Source organism: Methylobacterium sp. NMS14P, from assembly GCF_028583545.1.
Lineage (GTDB): Bacteria > Pseudomonadota > Alphaproteobacteria > Rhizobiales > Beijerinckiaceae > Methylobacterium.
Window position 1 is genome coordinate 5,017,761 of record NZ_CP087106.1, and the last position, 14,208, is coordinate 5,031,968.

A 14,208-nucleotide genomic window follows, 5' to 3' on the forward strand; every position below is an offset into this window, starting at 1 on the left:
GGTCGAGGTCGAGACTTTCTCGGAGAGGCCGCACCCCTCACCCGGTCCCCTCTCCCGAACGGGAGAGGGGACCGGCGTACGATCCTGAGACCGCGTCGCCCCTGCCGATGGCTGTTCCGCCGCGCGACGGCGACCCTTCATCCGGAAACCCCGATGCTGCTCACCCTCGACATCCTGACCACGGCGGCGATCCTGTTCATCGTCTCGATCGGCCTCCTGGCGATCTTCGGCGTGCTCAAGATCATCAACTTCGCCCACGGGGCGTGGCTGACGGTCGGCGCCTACTGCGCGGTGGTGACCGCCAAACTCGGGCTCAACCCGTGGGCGGCCCTGCCGCTCGCCTTCGCGGTCGGGGCGGTTCTGGGCGGACTCGCCGAGCACTTCATCATCCGCCCGCTCTACCGGCGGCCGCTGGACGCGATCCTCGCCACCTGGGGGCTCGGCATCGTGGCCGGGCAGCTCATCACCCTGGCCTTCGGCCGGGACGTCCAGCTCACCCCGAACCTCTACGCCGGCACCGTCGAGATCCTTGGCGTCGACTACTCGGCCTACCGCCTCGTGGCGCTCGGCATCGCGCTGGCGATCGGCACGCTGTTCGCGCTCACCATCGAGCGGACCCGGCTCGGCCTCTCGGCCCGGGCGGTAATCATGAACGAGACCCTGGCGCGCAGCCTCGGCATCGACACGGGGCGCGTGCGCCTCGTCGTGTTCATGCTCGGCGCCGGCTTCGCGGGCCTCGCGGGCGTCCTGCTGACGCCGCTCACCAGCGTCGACCCGAACATGGGCGTCTCCTGGCTGATCGGCGCCTTCATGCTGGTGATGGTCGCCGACGCCTCGTACCTGGCGCTCGCGGCGGCCTGCCTCGTCTTCGGGGCCGCACAGGTCCTGATCAGCACCTTCGTGAGCCCGATCCTGGGCAGCATCGCCGTCGCGGTGCTCGCCGCCCTCGTGCTGCGGATCAGCCCGAAAGGTTTCTCCCGTGCTTGAGACCCTGCCCGTTGCCGAGCGCGCCGCCGCGGCGCCCCGCGGACGCCGCCTGTCCCGCGCCGCGCCCTTCGTGGTCGCGGCCCTGGCGGCGCTGGCCCTCTGGATCGCGCCGCTCGTCCTCGACACCTTCGCGGTCAACGTCCTGACCCGCTCGATGATCTACGCGGTGCTGGCCGTCACGGTGGACCTGCTCTGGGGCTTCGCGGGGATCCTGACCTTCGGGCAGGCGGCGTTCTTCGGCATCGGCGCCTACGCCACCGCGATGATCCTGGCCGCCTACGGGGCGACGCCGCTGGGGATCGCCGCGGCGGTCGCGGCGGCGCTCGCGGTGCCGGCGCTGCTCGGCCTCGCGGTCGGCTGGCTGTCCTTCTACCACCGCTCGACCCCGCTCTACGCCTCGGTGATCTCGCTGGTCGTCCCGATCGTCGTGGTGCAGCTCATCTACGCGGGCGGGGAATGGACCGGCTCCAGCAGCGGGCTCGTCGGCTTCGACGTGCTGCCCTTCGAGACCGAGGGCTTTTTCCGCCTCGCGGCGCTGTTCCTGGTCGTGGTCACGCTGGCGGCCTGGATCCTGGTCCGGGCCGATGCCGGCCGCGCCCTCGTGGCGCTCCGGGACAACGAGGCGCGCTGCGCCTATCTCGGCCTCAACCCGCGGCGCCTGCAAATCCGGCTGACCGCGTCGCTCGCCGCCGTCGCGGGGCTCGCGGGCTTCCTGTTCGCCAACGCCTCCGGCGTGGTCGCGCCCGAGAATGCCGGCTTCCTGTTCGGCACCGAGCTGGTGATCTGGGTGGCGCTGGGCGGCCGCGGCACCCTGCTCGGCCCGGTGCTCGGCACCGTCGCGATCGACTACCTCGCGGCGAACCTCTCAGGCGATCTGCCGTTCCTCTGGCAGCTCCTCCTGGGGACGGCCTTCGTGGCCATCATCATCCTGCTGCCGGGCGGCCTCGCCGACCTCGTCGGCCGCCTCTGGCGGGCGCTGCCGGTGGGCCGGCGGCAGCCGGCGCCGCCGCGCCTCGTCGCGCGGGTGGCCGCCGCGGAGCAGACCGCCGCCGCGACCCCCATCCTCAAGGTCGAGAACCTCGCCAAGGCCTACGGCGCCCTGACGGTTCTGGAGGGCATCGACCTGGAGATCCGGGCGGGCGAGCTCGTCAGCCTCGTCGGGCCCAACGGCGCCGGCAAGACCACGCTGATGCGCTGCCTCAGCGACGGCACCGAACCGTTCAAGGGCGCGATCGCCGTCGGCGGCACGCCGATCACCGGGCTGACGCCGAACCGGATCGTCGGCCTCGGCGTCGGGCGCAAGTTCCAAGTGGCGAGCGTGTTCGAGAGCCTGTCGGTGGCCGACTGCCTCCGCCTCGCCCGGGCGTCCCACGATGGCCTGAGCCCGGTCGGGCGGGCCGAGACGCTGGGCCTGCCGCAGCCGGCCCTCGACGTCCTGCGCATGACCGGCCTCGACCGCCAGCTGACGCAGCCGACGCGCCTCCTGTCCCACGGGCAGAAGCAGGCGCTGGAACTCGCCATGGTGGTGGCGCTGGAGCCGCGGCTGATCCTGCTCGACGAGCCCACCGCCGGCCTGACCAAGGCCGAGCGCACCACCATCGGCACCGTCCTCAAGGCGCTCACCGCCGAGGGCCGGATCGCCGCCGTGCTGGTCGAGCACGACCTCGACTTCGTGCGCGAGATCTCGTCGCGGATCGTGGTGCTGCACCAGGGCCGGCTCGTCCTCGACGGCACCGTGGAGGCGGTCGTCGGCTCGGAGCTGGTCCGGACCATCTATTCGGGAGGCGGCCATGGTTGAGGCAGCACGGCAGGCAGCGCGGCAGGCTGCGCCGGCGGGGGACGCCCTCGCCCTCGACGGCGTGTCGAGCGGCTACGGCGCCGTCGCCATCGTCAAGGACGTGTCCCTCTCGGTCGGAGCGGGGGAGATCGTGGCGCTGCTCGGCAAGAACGGCATGGGCAAGACCACGCTGCTCAAGACCGTCCTGGGCATGGTGGCCCTGCGCGGCGGCGCCATCACGGTCGGGGGCCAAGCGCTGGCCGGCCTCACGCCGGCCAAGCTCAACGCGCTCGGCGTCGGCTACGCGCCGCAGGAGCAGCCCCTGTTCCAGGACCTGTCGATCCGCGACAACCTGCGCCTCGCGGTGCCCTCCGACCGGATGCTGCCCGCGGCGCTGGAGCGGCTGTTCGGCCACTTCCCGTTCCTGAAGGACCGGCTGGCCCAGCGGGCCGGCACCCTCTCGGGCGGTGAGCAGAAGATGCTGATCCTCGGGCGCGCCCTGATGCTGCGGCCGCGCCTCCTGCTGATCGACGAGATCTCCGAGGGCGTGCAGCCCTCCATGGTCGAGCGCCTGCGCGGCGTGCTCCAGGCCGAGCGGGCCGCGGGCGTGTCCATGCTGGTGGTGGAGCAGCACGTCGCCTTCGCGCTGGCGCTCGCCGACCGCTACGCCGTCCTGAAGCTCGGCGAGATCGTCGACAGCGGTCCGGCGCAGGCGCCGGACGCGCGGGCGCGCGTCATCGACCATCTGGCGGTGTGAGGCCGTTCCGGTGCTGATCCCCAGGCCGTCATCGCGAGCGCAGCGACGCGACCCAGGGCAGCGTGACATCTCCGAGCGTGCCGCAGTCTGGGTTGCTTCGCTCCGCTCGCAAGGACGGCGAGATCGCTCCGAACCGAGAGCCGTAAGCGCATGAGAGAACTCAACACCTTCTCGATCGCCGCCCGCTGCCCGCGGACCGGCCAGCTCGGCGTCGCGGTGGCGAGCGCCGTCCCGGCGGTGGGCGGGCTGTGCCCGTTCCTCAGGGCCGGGATCGGGGCCGTCACCACCCAGTCCTGGGTGAATCCCTACCTCGCCGCCCGCATCCTCGACGGGCTGGCCGGCGGGCAGGATCCCGACGCGGCGCTGGCGGCGGCCCTCGCCACCGACGACCGGCCGGACCTGCGCCAGCTCGGCCTCGTCGACGGGCACGGGCGGGCCGCCGCCTGGACCGGCGCCGGCTGCACGGCGGCGGCCGGCCACCGCACCGGGATCGGCTACGCCGTCCAGGGCAACATGCTCGCCGGGCCGGGCGTGATCGACGCCATGGCGGAGGCCTTCGCGGGGAGCGCCGCCCAGGATCTGGACGAGCGGCTGACGCGCGCCCTGGAGGCCGGCGACGCGGCCGGCGGCGACCGGCGCGGCAAGCAGTCGGCGGCGCTCAAGATCGTCGCCGGCGAGGATTACCCGCTCCTCGACCTGCGGGTCGACGAGCACGCCGAGCCCGTCGCCGAGCTGCGCCGCGTCCTCGCGGTCGCCCGTCGGCAGCTCGTGCCGTTCGTGGCCGGCATGCCCCGGAAGGACGGCCCGGCCGGTGCCCTGCCGGACGACGTCGTGGCGATGCTCCTGAGGGGCCCCGCCGAGCGGCCGGGCGCGGCGACCGTCGATGCGCCGGACCTCCTGCGCGACGTCGTCGGCCTGCGCCAGGAGCCCCGGCGGGTCGCGCACCTGCTGGCGCAGTTCGCGCCGGTGCTCGCCGAGATCGCGCGGCTCCGCGACCTCGACCTCGCGGACATCCATCCGCCGGTCGTCTTCGATCCGACCTTGCCGTACCGCCGGGTGCCCCATGACGACCGCCGCGACTGACGCCCTCTGGCAAGCCCCGATCACCGAGCTCGCGCGCCGGATCGCGGCGCGGGAGCTGTCGAGCGCCGAGCTCGTCGGCGCCAGCCTCGACCGGATCGCGCGCCTCGACGGCGCCCTGAACAGCTTCGTCCACCTCTCGCCCGCGGCCCTCGACGCCGCGCGCGCGGCCGATGCCGAGATCGCCCGGACGGGTCCGCGCGGCCCGCTGCACGGCATTCCGATCGCCGTCAAGGACAACTACACCACGGCCGACATGTCGACCCGGGCCGGCACGGCGGTGGAGGCCCTGACCTTCCCGGCGGCCGACAGCCACGCCGTGGCGCGGCTGCGGGCGGCCGGCGCGGTGATCCTCGGCAAGACGCGGATGCACGAATTCGCCTGGGGCATGGTCACGCCGCCGACCCGCAACCCCTGGGACCCCGACCGGGTGCCCGGCGGCTCCAGCGGCGGCTCGGGCGCGGCGGTCGCGGCCCGCCTCTGCCCGGCCGCGCTCGGCTCGGACACGGGCGGCTCGATCCGGATCCCGGCCGCCCTGTGCGGGGTCGTCGGCCTCAAGCCGACCTACGGCCGGGTCGGCCGGTCGGGGATCGTGCCGCATTCCTGGTCCCTCGACCATGCCGGGCCGCTGACCCTGACGGTCGCCGATGCCGCCCTGATGCTGCAGGCGCTCGCCGGGCCGGATGCCGGCGATCCCGCCGCCAGCGCGGCGCCGGTCCCCGACTACACGGCCGGGCTGGACCGGCCGATCCGGGGCCTGCGGGTCGCGGTGATCCGCAACCACTTCTTCGACGCGGTCGACGACGACGTCGCCGCCGCCGTCGAGGCGGCGCTCCGCTTCCTCGAAGACCGGGGCTGCGCGGTGCGCGACGTCGCGGTGCCGTCCCTGCGCCACGGCCTCGGCGCCATCTACGCCATCGAGCTCGCCTCCTCGACCGCCTACCACGACCGCAGCCTCGCCCGGGGCCACGTGGCGGGCTTCGCCGCCGACGTCCGCGACCTCGTGGAGATGGGCCGGCTCGTGACCGGGCCGGACTACCTGCGCGCCGAGCAGGTGCGGGCCCTGATCATGGACGAGATGGCCGCCGTCCTGGCCGAGGCCGACGTGATCGTCGGCCCGGCCTCGCCGCTGACCGCGTGGCGGACGGACGAGTCCGCGGTGTCGCTCGGCGGGCGCGCGGAGAGCGTGCTGGCGGCCTCCTGGCGCCTGACCTACCCGTTCAACCTCGCGGGCCTGCCGGCCATCGCGCTGCCCTGCGGCTTCGACCGGCGCGGCCTGCCGATCAGCCTCCAGATCGCCGCCCGGCCCTTCGCCGAGGCCGAGATCCTGCGCGTCGCCCACCAGTACGAGCGGGCGCACGACTGGTGGTCCCGGGTGCCGCCCCTGGCCGCCTGAGGCGTCGCTCCCGTCCCGAACAGCTGAGCGGGACGGGGACGGTCGATTGTACGCAATCAATACCGCGACTCATCGCGAATATCCGCGCGATCTACCGATCGATGCGCGTGGAACCCTTTTTCCGTCGTCGCCGTTGCTGGGTTCGATTGAAGTCAGGAGGCTACCAATGCGGACCATTATTCTCTCGGGTGCCCTGTTCGCGGCCCTGTGCGGCGCGGCGAGCGCCGAGGAGACCACGGTCATCCGCCGCGACGGGCCCGCCGTCGTCGACCACCGCGACACCGTCGTCGAGAAGCGCGAGGTCACCACCGGCAGCGTCGATTGCGGCTCCAAGACCGTCCACAAGGAGGACGGCATGGGCAACTCCAAGACCGTCCACAAGGAAGGCTGCAACTGATCCTCGGCGGCCAGAAGCGATCTGACGACCCTGGAGATCTCAGCATGATGAGCAAGCTTCTTCTGTCACTGGCGACCGCCGGCCTCCTCGCCCTCCCGGTGGCCGCCCAGGCGCAGGGCACCCTGCGGGGCGCGGCCGAGGGCGCCGAGGCCGGATCGGCCGCGGCCGGACCGGTCGGCGGCATCGTCGGCGGCGCGGTCGGCGCGGCCACCGGCACGGTGGGCGGCATCCTGGGCGTCGACGACCGCCCGCGGTTCCGCAGCTACGTCCGCGACCGCGGCGTGCGCTCCTACAGCTGGGGCGGTCCGGTCCGGGTCGGCACCGTGCTGCCGGAGGACAGCGTCACCTACTACGACGTGCCCACCGACTACCGGGTGCGTCCGGGCTACCGCTACACCATCGTGAACGAGCAGCCCGTCCTGGTCGATCGCGGCCACCGCATCGTCGAGGTCATCGACTGATCGGAGGGGCGCCGGGATCCCGGCGCTCCGCCAGGCAGGACGGCCCGTCCGGCATCGCCGGGCGGGCCGTCACGCGTGAGGCGGGCCGTGCCGGACGAGGAGACGAGATCGCGCGTCTCGCGCGGGCACGGGCGCTGGAGACGGGGCGCGACGGACCCCCTCTCCCGAGCGGGAGAGGGCCGGGGTGAGGGACGAGAAGTAGCAGGATCGAGCGCCCCGTCGCCGTTCAGCCGAAGTCGAGACTTTCTCGGTGAGGCCGCATCCCTCACCCTGTCCCTCTCCCGCCCGGGAGAGGGGACCCGCGGCCGGTCCTGAAGCCGCTGCCGACACGGATGGGTGGACCCAACGGCCCGCCGCGAGCGCGCAGCCGGTCGCGGCGGGATCGGCCCCCGTCTCACCCCCGCGTGAGCACCAGTTCCGGCAGGTGCAGGGTGATCCGGTAGGCGGACGCGTCGTGGCTGCGCGTCACGCGCGCCTCGAGCTGGCGCAGGGACATCTCCACCAGCAGGGTGCCGAAGCCCCGGCCCGGCCGCGGCTCGGCCACGCGGGCCACGCGCTCGCACCAGTCCAGGACGAGCCCGTCGGCCTGCCGCTCCCAGGTGACGGACAGCGCGCCGTCGTCGGACCCGAGCGCGCCGTACTTCACCGAGTTCGTCGCCCACTCGTGCAGGATCATCGCCAGCGACGACACGTGCCGCCAGTTGATCGCCACGAGGGGACCCTCGATCACCGTGGGGACGTGGTCGCGGTACGGGCGCAGGGTCGCGCCGATCAGGCCCGCGAGGTCGCTCATGCCCTGGCCGTCGGAGGGATCGGCCAGGGAATGCGCCCGCCCGAGGGCCGAGATGCGGTCGCGCATGTCGGTGGCGAAGACGCCGATCTCCCGGTGCGTGCGGGCGCCCGCCGAGATCATGCCGCCGATGATCGCGAACAGGTTCTTCACCCGGTGGTTCATCTCCCGCAGCATCAGGTCGCGGGTCTCGGCGAGCGCGTATTCGGGCGACACGTCGATGCAGACGCCGACGATCCGCTTCCGGTCGCCGCTCCGGGTCAGGCGCCCGTAGCTCCGGATGTGCCGCGGCGCGTGGTCGGCGGCGCGCACGCGGATGCGCGCCTCGAACTCGTCCAGGCCGTGCGCCGCCTGGGCCAGCGCCGCCTCGAAGCCGGGACGGTCCTCGGGCAGCACGCTGGCCGCCAGGGACGCGGTCGGGTGCGGGGTGTCGGGAGCGAGGCCGAACATCGTGCCGGCCGTGCTGTCGACCACGACGGTCCCGGCATCGGGGCTGTACTCCCAGACGCCGATGCCCCCGGCCTTCACGGCCAGCTCCAGCCGCTCGCGCTCCGCGGCGAGCTGGCGCTCCAGCGACAGCGCCTCGGTGATGTCGGTGAGCACCAGGGTGGCGCCGTCGACGCTGCCGTTCTGCAGGCGGTAGGGCAGCACCCGCAGCGAGAGCGTGCGCTCCCCGTCCCGGGTGGCGACGCGCCGCTGGATCACCGAGCCGCCGGCGCAGACCTCCTGGGCGTCGTGCAGGTACTCGTGCCCGGCGAGCCGGCTCGACACGTCGGCGAGGGGGCGGCCGCGATCGCCGGGCTGCAGCGGGAAGATCGCGGTGGCCGCCGTGGTGAAGCTGCGCACCCTCAGCTCGCGGTCGAGCACCACGACGGCGAGGTCGGTGGATTCGAAGAAGTTGCGCAGGTCGGCGTTGGCGACGGTGAGCTGCTCGACCTTGGTCTTCAGCTCGTCGTTGACCGTGGACAGCTCCTCGTTCGTCGACTGGAGCTCCTCGTTCATCGACATCATCTCTTCGTTGGAGCTCTTCAGCTCCTCGTTCGTCGTCTCCAGCTCCTCGACCGCCGAGCGCAGCTTGTAGCGCGTGCGCAGCAGCTCCTCTTCCAGCGCCTCGACGTGGTCGCCGCCGGCATCCATCTCGATCAGGTCGAGGTCGTCCGCCGCCCGGAAGGCGCCGGTGTCGCGCAGGACCAGGAGCATCGAGCCGTCGGGCAGGGGGTCGCAGATCAGCTCCACCGGCTGGACGCCGTATTCCGAGCGGATCTCCACGTCGCGGACGACCACGCGCTTGCGCGCGTCGCGGGTCTGGCGGAGCAGCGGGCCGATGACGTCGCGCAGGCCCGGGCGCGCGAGGGTGATCGCGCTGGTGCCGCCGGTCCGGGTCACCGGGAAGTCGAAGTAGCGGCTCAGGCGCCCGTAGGCGGCGATGATGCCGCCATCCTCGTTGAGCACCATGCTGGGCGGGGCGTAGCGCTCGATGACGCGGCGCACCGCCACGGTCTCGTCGGCGATCGAGGGCTCGCCGCGGCGCTCCTCGCGGCCGCCGCGCCGGACCTCGCCCCGGCGCGCGCTCCCGGGCAGGTCGATCGGGTATTGCGGAGCGCCCGGCGGCCGCTCGAACAGGCGGGCGTGCTGGTCGATGACGGGGAAGAGGTGCTCGAACCGGCTGACGCTCTCCGAGGGGCCGAGGAACAGGTAGCCCCCCGGCCGGACCGCGTAGTGGAACAGCGGCACCACCGATTGCTGGAGGCGCTCGTCGAAGTAGATCAGCAGGTTGCGGCAGGACAGGAGGTCGACCCGCGAGAAGGGCGGGTCCTTGACCAGGCTGTGGCTGGAGAAGCGGATCAGGTCGCGGATCTCGGCCGCGACGGTGAAGCGCTCGGCGTGGAGGACGACGTAGCGCTCCCGCAGATGGGCCGGGATGTCGGCGAGCGCGGCGGCCGGGTAGGTCGCCTCCCGGGCGATCTGGAGCATGCGCTCGTCGATGTCGGTGGCGAAGATCTGGACCGCCAGCGGCACGCCGAGGCGGCGGGCGGCGTCGGCGAACAGCATGGCGATGCTGTAGGCCTCCTCGCCGCTGGAGCAGCCCGGGATCCAGACCCGGATGTCCTCCTCGGGGTCGCGGGTGCGCAGCAGGGGCTCCACCACCCGCTCCCGGAGGAGCTCGAACATCTCGGCGTCGCGGAAGAAGCGGGTGACGTTGATGAGGAGGTCGCGGAACAGCGCCTCGCACTCGGTCTTGTCGGCCCGGACGCGGCCCAGATAGGCCCGGCCGGACTCGAGCCCGAGCACGTGCATGCGCCGCTCGACCCGCCGGACCAGGGTGGTCCGCTTGTAGCCGGAGAAGTCGTGGCCCACCGCCGCGCGGATGACCCGGCAGAGGTCGTCGATGTGGTCCGCGACGCGGCGGGCCTCGTCGCCGACGCCGTCGGTGCCCCGGCGGCGGAAGAAGCTCGTGAGGCAGTCCACGATCTCGCCCGGCGGCCGCACGAAGTCGACGAGGCTGGTCCCGACCGCCGAGAGCGGCATGCCGTCGTAGCGGGCGGTGTCGGGCTGCTGCACCACGCAGACGCCGCCGTGCTCCTTGATCGCCCGCAGGCCGGTCGTGCCGTCGGCCCCCGTGCCCGACAGGATCACGCAGGCGGCGTTGGCCTGCTGGTCGACCGCGAGCGACAGGAAGAAGTCGTCGATGGGCCGGCGCAGGCCCCGCGGCTGGACGAAGTGGGTCAGTTCGAGGACGCCGTTCTGGATGACGAGGCCGCGTCCCGGCGGGATGATGTAGACCTTGTCGCCCGCGATCCGCTCCCCGCCCTCGCACTGGAGCACCTCCAGCTCGGTCTGCCGGTCGAGGAGCTGCGCCAGCATGCTCTCGTGGTTGGGGTCGAGGTGCTGGACGATGACGAAGGCCATGCCGGTCGGCGGCCGGGCGCGCGCCAGCATCTCCCGCAGGGCCTCGAGCCCCCCCGCCGAGGCACCGATGCCCACGACGGGCCCGGCGAAGGGCGGGGCGGTCACCGTCCCGGCGCCGTCCAGGACCTCCGAGGCCTCGCCTCCGGGGGCGCTAAGGAAATCCTGGTGCATCGAGATCCGCGAGGGTGAGCTTGGCCTGCGCGACCGTGGCGACCGTGTTGGCGATCGTCATCAGCGAGCCCTCGATGACGAGCCCACTCTCCGCAAGCGTCGGGGTCAGCCGGGACAGGGTCCGGCCGAGTTCGGTATCGTAGGCGGAAAGCAACTCGGGTTGCGAGCGGCTGACATCGAATTGGGATGCGAAAAGAAAGCGCACCTCGCCCGAGAGCGCCTTCAGTTTGGACATGTACAGCAGATTGACGAAGGGCTTCCCGTCCTTGCGGAAATTCACGATCGGCGTGCGCACCGTGTCCTGCCGGTCGTTCTCCAGGAAGGCGTGGATCTTGGCCCGCGCCTCCCGATTCTCGGCGTCGCGCTGGAGGAGGCGGCAATTGCGCCCGACGACCTCCGCGCCCGTGTAGCCGGTGAGCTGGTGGAACCGCTCGTTCACCAGGAGCAGGACGTTGTCGTCGGTCGCGGCGGCCAGCGCCACGGCGATGTGGGATTTCTCGAAGAAGGCCCTGAGTTCGTCCGGGATTGTCTGGCTGTCCACGGTCGGTTCCCTGTCGCCTCCGTTCGGCGCGGTCCTGCGGGTCCGTTCCCGGGGCCGCCCGCCCGGCGGGCACCGCGCCGAGGACGCCCGCGAGGACACCCGCGAGGACACCCTCATGGGCGCGCCGCCGCGGTATGGCAATGACGCCCGGCCCGGCGAACCCGTTCCGCGCGGGCCTGCGACGCCGTGTGTCCGGGAAGCGCCGCCCGCCCGGGCCTCCGGACCTCAGCCCTCGCCGCCGATGATGCCGCGGATGCGGGTGGCGAGCGCCTCCAGGGCGAAGGGCTTCGTCATCACCTGCATGCCGGGACCGAGATGGCCGTGGTTGAGGGCGGCGTTCTCGGCGTAGCCGGTGATGAACAGGACCTTCAGGTCGGGGCGGTGCTGGCGGCCGGCATCGGCCATCTGGCGGCCGTTCATGCCGCCGGGCAGTCCGACATCGGTGATCAGCATGTCGATGCGCACGTCCGACTGGAGCACCTTCAGCCCCGAGGCGCCGTCCGCCGCCTCGATCGCCGCGTAGCCGAGATCCTCCAGCACCTCGGTCACCAGCATCCGCACGGTCGGCTCGTCGTCCACCACCAGGACCGTCTCGCCCTGCTCGGCGCGGGGCGCGTGGGCGAGGTCCGGCAGGCTGACCTCGGCCTCCGCCTCGCCGAGATGGCGGGGCAGGTAGAGGCACACCATCGTGCCCTGGCCGACCTCCGAGTAGATCCGGACCTGCCCGCCGGACTGCTTGGCGAATCCGTAGATCATCGAGAGGCCGAGGCCGGTGCCCTCGCCGATCGGCTTGGTGGTGAAGAACGGGTCGAAGGCCTTGGCGACCACGTCGGGGGTCATGCCGGTGCCGTTGTCCGAGACGCAGAGCGTCACGTACTGCCCCGGCTCCAGCTCGCGCTCCTGGGCGGCCCGGTGGTCGAGCCAGCGGTTGGCGGTCTCGATGACGATGCGCCCGCCCGCCGGCATCGCGTCCCGGGCGTTGATGCACAGGTTGAGCAGCGCGTTCTCGAGCTGGCTCGGGTCGACCAGCGTCGGCCACAGGCCGCCGGCCCCCACCGACTCGATCGCCACCGCGGGGCCGACCGTGCGGCGGACGAGCTCCATCATGCCCTCGACCAGGCGGTTCGCGTCCGTCGGCTTCGGGTCGAGGGTCTGGCGGCGCGAGAAGGCCAGCAGGCGGTGGGTCAGGGCGGCGGCGCGCTTGGCCGCGCCCTGCGCCGCGCCGATGTAGCGGTCGAGGTCGCCGACCCGGCCCTGCAGCATCCGGGTCTGCATCAGCTCCAGCGAGCCGACGATCCCGGCCAGCATGTTGTTGAAGTCGTGGGCGAGCCCGCCGGTGAGCTGGCCGACCGCCTCCATCTTCTGCGACTGCCGCAGGGCCTCCTCGGCGCGCATCAGCTCGGCGGAGCGCTCGGCGACCCGCTGCTCCAGGGTCTCGTTGAGGCTGCGCAGCGCCGCGGCGACGCGGTCCCGCTCCGCCTCGACGGCGCGGCGCTCGTCCACGTCGATCAGGACCCCGGGGAAGCTCAGGGGCGTGCCGTCGGGCGCGTGGTCGACGCGGCCGTTGGCCTCCAGCCAGTAGTAGCGCCCGTCCGCCCGGCGGACCCGGTACTGGTGCGCGTAGGCGCCGCCCCGGGCGACGGCCTCGTTGATGGCGGCCGCCAGCCCGGGCTGGTCGTCCGGATGCACGGTCGCGACGATCTGGGCGAGCGGGATGCCGTCCCGGCCGAGCGCCGGGTCGAGGCCGAAGCTGCGGGCGAAGCCCTCGTCGACCGTGAACCGGTCGCTCGGCAGGTCCCAGTGCCAGGTGCCGATGATGGCGCCGGCCGCGAGGGCGAGCTGCACGCGCTCGATGTTGGTCCGGGCGAGCGCCTCGCTGGCGCGCAGGGCGTCCTCCGCCTGCCGGCGCGCCGTGATGTCCCGGAACAGCACCGAGACCTGGCGCCGGCTCGCCGGCCCGATCCGGGCGGCCGAGACATCGATGAAGCGGTCGGCCTGGGCGAAGAAGCGCTCGAACCGGATCGGGACACCGGTGCGGAGCACGCCGCCGTAGAGCTCGAGCCAGGCCTCCGCGTCCTCGGCCGACACGAGGTCGCGCAGCGTCCGCCCGACGATGCCGGCGATGCCGGTGTGGCGCTCGTAGCCGGGATTGGCCTCGACGTGGACGTAGTCGCTCAGCGGGCCGTGCGGGCCGTCGAAGAACTCGATGATGCAGAAGCCGTCGTCGATGGCCTCGAACAGGGTCCGGTAGCGCTCCTCGCCGGCGCGCAGGGCGTCGCGGGCCGCCCGCTGCTCGGTGATGTCGCGCGCCACCCCGGAGAACCGCACCGGCCGCCCCGCGGCGTCGCGCTCGATCTCCCCCTGCCGGGCGATCCAGCGGATCTCGCCGGTATCCGGGCGCCGGATCCGGTAGACGACGTCTCGCGGGGCGTCGCCGCTGCGCCGGCTCGCCGCCGTCGAGACGAGGGGCTGGTCCTCCGGCAGGATCAGCGCCTCGACCAGCTCGGCCGGGTAGGTGTCGCGCTCCGGCAGGCCGTAGAGCCGGCAGAATTGCGGGGTCGGGTGCAGGAGCCCGTCCGCGACCCCCACGGTGAACAGGCCGATCCCGCCCGCCTCCTGCGCCCGCAGCAGGCGCGCCTCGGCCTCCCGGAGGGCCAGGCCGGCCCTGTCCGGGTTCGCGGGGGGCTGAGGGAGCGGCCGGGCGTCCCCCTGCGCGGCGGTCGCGGCCGCCCGCGCCCGGAGGCCGGCGGCTTCCTCTTCCAGCGCGCGGGCGCGCCGCAGGAGCGCCTCGGTCCCCGTCTCGTCCACGCTCAGCGTCCGCGCGTCGCGACCGAGTCCGCCGCCGGCCGCGCGGGGCGGGCGGGGCGGATCGCCGGGGCCGGGAGGGCGGGTGATACGGGCACGGGGCTGGCGCTGCGACAGAGTGGCGGGTCGTGCGCGC

General features: G+C 73.3%; 10 protein-coding genes. 7 read left to right on the forward strand and 3 right to left on the reverse strand.

What is annotated here, in order from left to right; genetic code table 11:
* Window positions 1-153 precede the first annotated feature (153 nt).
* The 7 genes from LOK46_RS23800 to LOK46_RS23830 all read left to right on the forward strand — a co-directional run bounded on the left by LOK46_RS23800 (window position 154) and on the right by LOK46_RS23830 (window position 6,855).
* Window positions 154-987: a branched-chain amino acid ABC transporter permease gene (locus LOK46_RS23800; protein WP_273560840.1), complete on the forward strand. Its 834-nt coding sequence runs from the start codon at window positions 154-156 to the stop codon at window positions 985-987.
* A complete protein-coding gene (locus tag LOK46_RS23805; RefSeq protein WP_273560841.1) occupies window positions 980-2,785 on the forward strand; it encodes a branched-chain amino acid ABC transporter ATP-binding protein/permease in 1,806 nt (601 codons plus the stop codon). The genes LOK46_RS23800 and LOK46_RS23805 overlap by 8 nt, the downstream gene beginning before the upstream one ends.
* On the forward strand, window positions 2,778-3,521 hold the full coding sequence (locus LOK46_RS23810; protein ID WP_273560842.1) for an ABC transporter ATP-binding protein: 744 nt from the start codon (window positions 2,778-2,780) through the stop codon (window positions 3,519-3,521). The genes LOK46_RS23805 and LOK46_RS23810 overlap by 8 nt, the downstream gene beginning before the upstream one ends.
* Window positions 3,522-3,671: 150 nt before the next feature.
* A complete protein-coding gene (locus LOK46_RS23815) occupies window positions 3,672-4,604 on the forward strand; it encodes a DUF1028 domain-containing protein (RefSeq protein ID WP_273560843.1) in 933 nt (310 codons plus the stop codon).
* Window positions 4,585-5,997, forward strand: coding sequence for an amidase (locus LOK46_RS23820; protein WP_273560844.1), 1,413 nt, complete (start codon window positions 4,585-4,587; stop codon window positions 5,995-5,997). The genes LOK46_RS23815 and LOK46_RS23820 overlap by 20 nt, the downstream gene beginning before the upstream one ends.
* A 166-nt stretch (window positions 5,998-6,163) precedes the next feature.
* Window positions 6,164-6,394 carry a hypothetical protein gene (locus LOK46_RS23825; RefSeq protein WP_020096055.1) on the forward strand — a complete coding sequence of 77 codons (231 nt, stop codon included), beginning with the start codon at window positions 6,164-6,166 and terminating at the stop codon, window positions 6,392-6,394.
* Window positions 6,395-6,438: 44 nt separating this feature from the next.
* The gene (locus LOK46_RS23830) at window positions 6,439-6,855 is read left to right on the forward strand and encodes a DUF1236 domain-containing protein (protein WP_273560845.1); all 417 of its coding nucleotides are present in this window, start codon (window positions 6,439-6,441) and stop codon (window positions 6,853-6,855) included.
* A gap of 394 nt (window positions 6,856-7,249) precedes the next feature.
* Here LOK46_RS23830 and LOK46_RS23835 read toward each other — a convergent pair whose 3' ends face one another.
* From LOK46_RS23835 to LOK46_RS23845, 3 genes are all read right to left on the reverse strand, one after another.
* Window positions 7,250-10,726, reverse strand: a complete 3,477-nt coding sequence (locus LOK46_RS23835; RefSeq protein ID WP_273560846.1) for a CheR family methyltransferase — start codon at window positions 10,724-10,726, stop codon at window positions 7,250-7,252.
* Window positions 10,707-11,267 (reverse strand): PAS domain-containing protein, encoded by a 561-nt coding sequence (locus LOK46_RS23840; RefSeq protein WP_273560847.1) that lies wholly within the window; start codon window positions 11,265-11,267, stop codon window positions 10,707-10,709. Before LOK46_RS23840 ends, LOK46_RS23835 begins: the two co-directional genes overlap by 20 nt.
* A gap of 225 nt (window positions 11,268-11,492) precedes the next feature.
* Window positions 11,493-14,075 carry a PAS domain-containing hybrid sensor histidine kinase/response regulator gene (locus LOK46_RS23845; protein WP_273560848.1) on the reverse strand — a complete coding sequence of 861 codons (2,583 nt, stop codon included), beginning with the start codon at window positions 14,073-14,075 and terminating at the stop codon, window positions 11,493-11,495.
* Window positions 14,076-14,208 lie beyond the last annotated feature (133 nt).

Bases quoted from the DNA above. Each gene is read 5' to 3' on its own strand.
- LOK46_RS23800 (WP_273560840.1), top strand. From the start codon at position 154: ATGCTGCTCACCCTCGACATCCTGACCACGGCGGCGATCCTGTTCATC.
- LOK46_RS23830 (WP_273560845.1), top strand. From the start codon at position 6,439: ATGATGAGCAAGCTTCTTCTGTCACTGGCGACCGCCGGCCTCCTCGCC.
- LOK46_RS23835 (WP_273560846.1), bottom strand. From the start codon at position 10,726: ATGCACCAGGATTTCCTTAGCGCCCCCGGAGGCGAGGCCTCGGAGGTC.
- LOK46_RS23820 (WP_273560844.1), top strand. From the start codon at position 4,585: ATGACGACCGCCGCGACTGACGCCCTCTGGCAAGCCCCGATCACCGAG.
- LOK46_RS23815 (WP_273560843.1), top strand. From the start codon at position 3,672: ATGAGAGAACTCAACACCTTCTCGATCGCCGCCCGCTGCCCGCGGACC.
- LOK46_RS23810 (WP_273560842.1), top strand. From the start codon at position 2,778: ATGGTTGAGGCAGCACGGCAGGCAGCGCGGCAGGCTGCGCCGGCGGGG.
- LOK46_RS23825 (WP_020096055.1), top strand. From the start codon at position 6,164: ATGCGGACCATTATTCTCTCGGGTGCCCTGTTCGCGGCCCTGTGCGGC.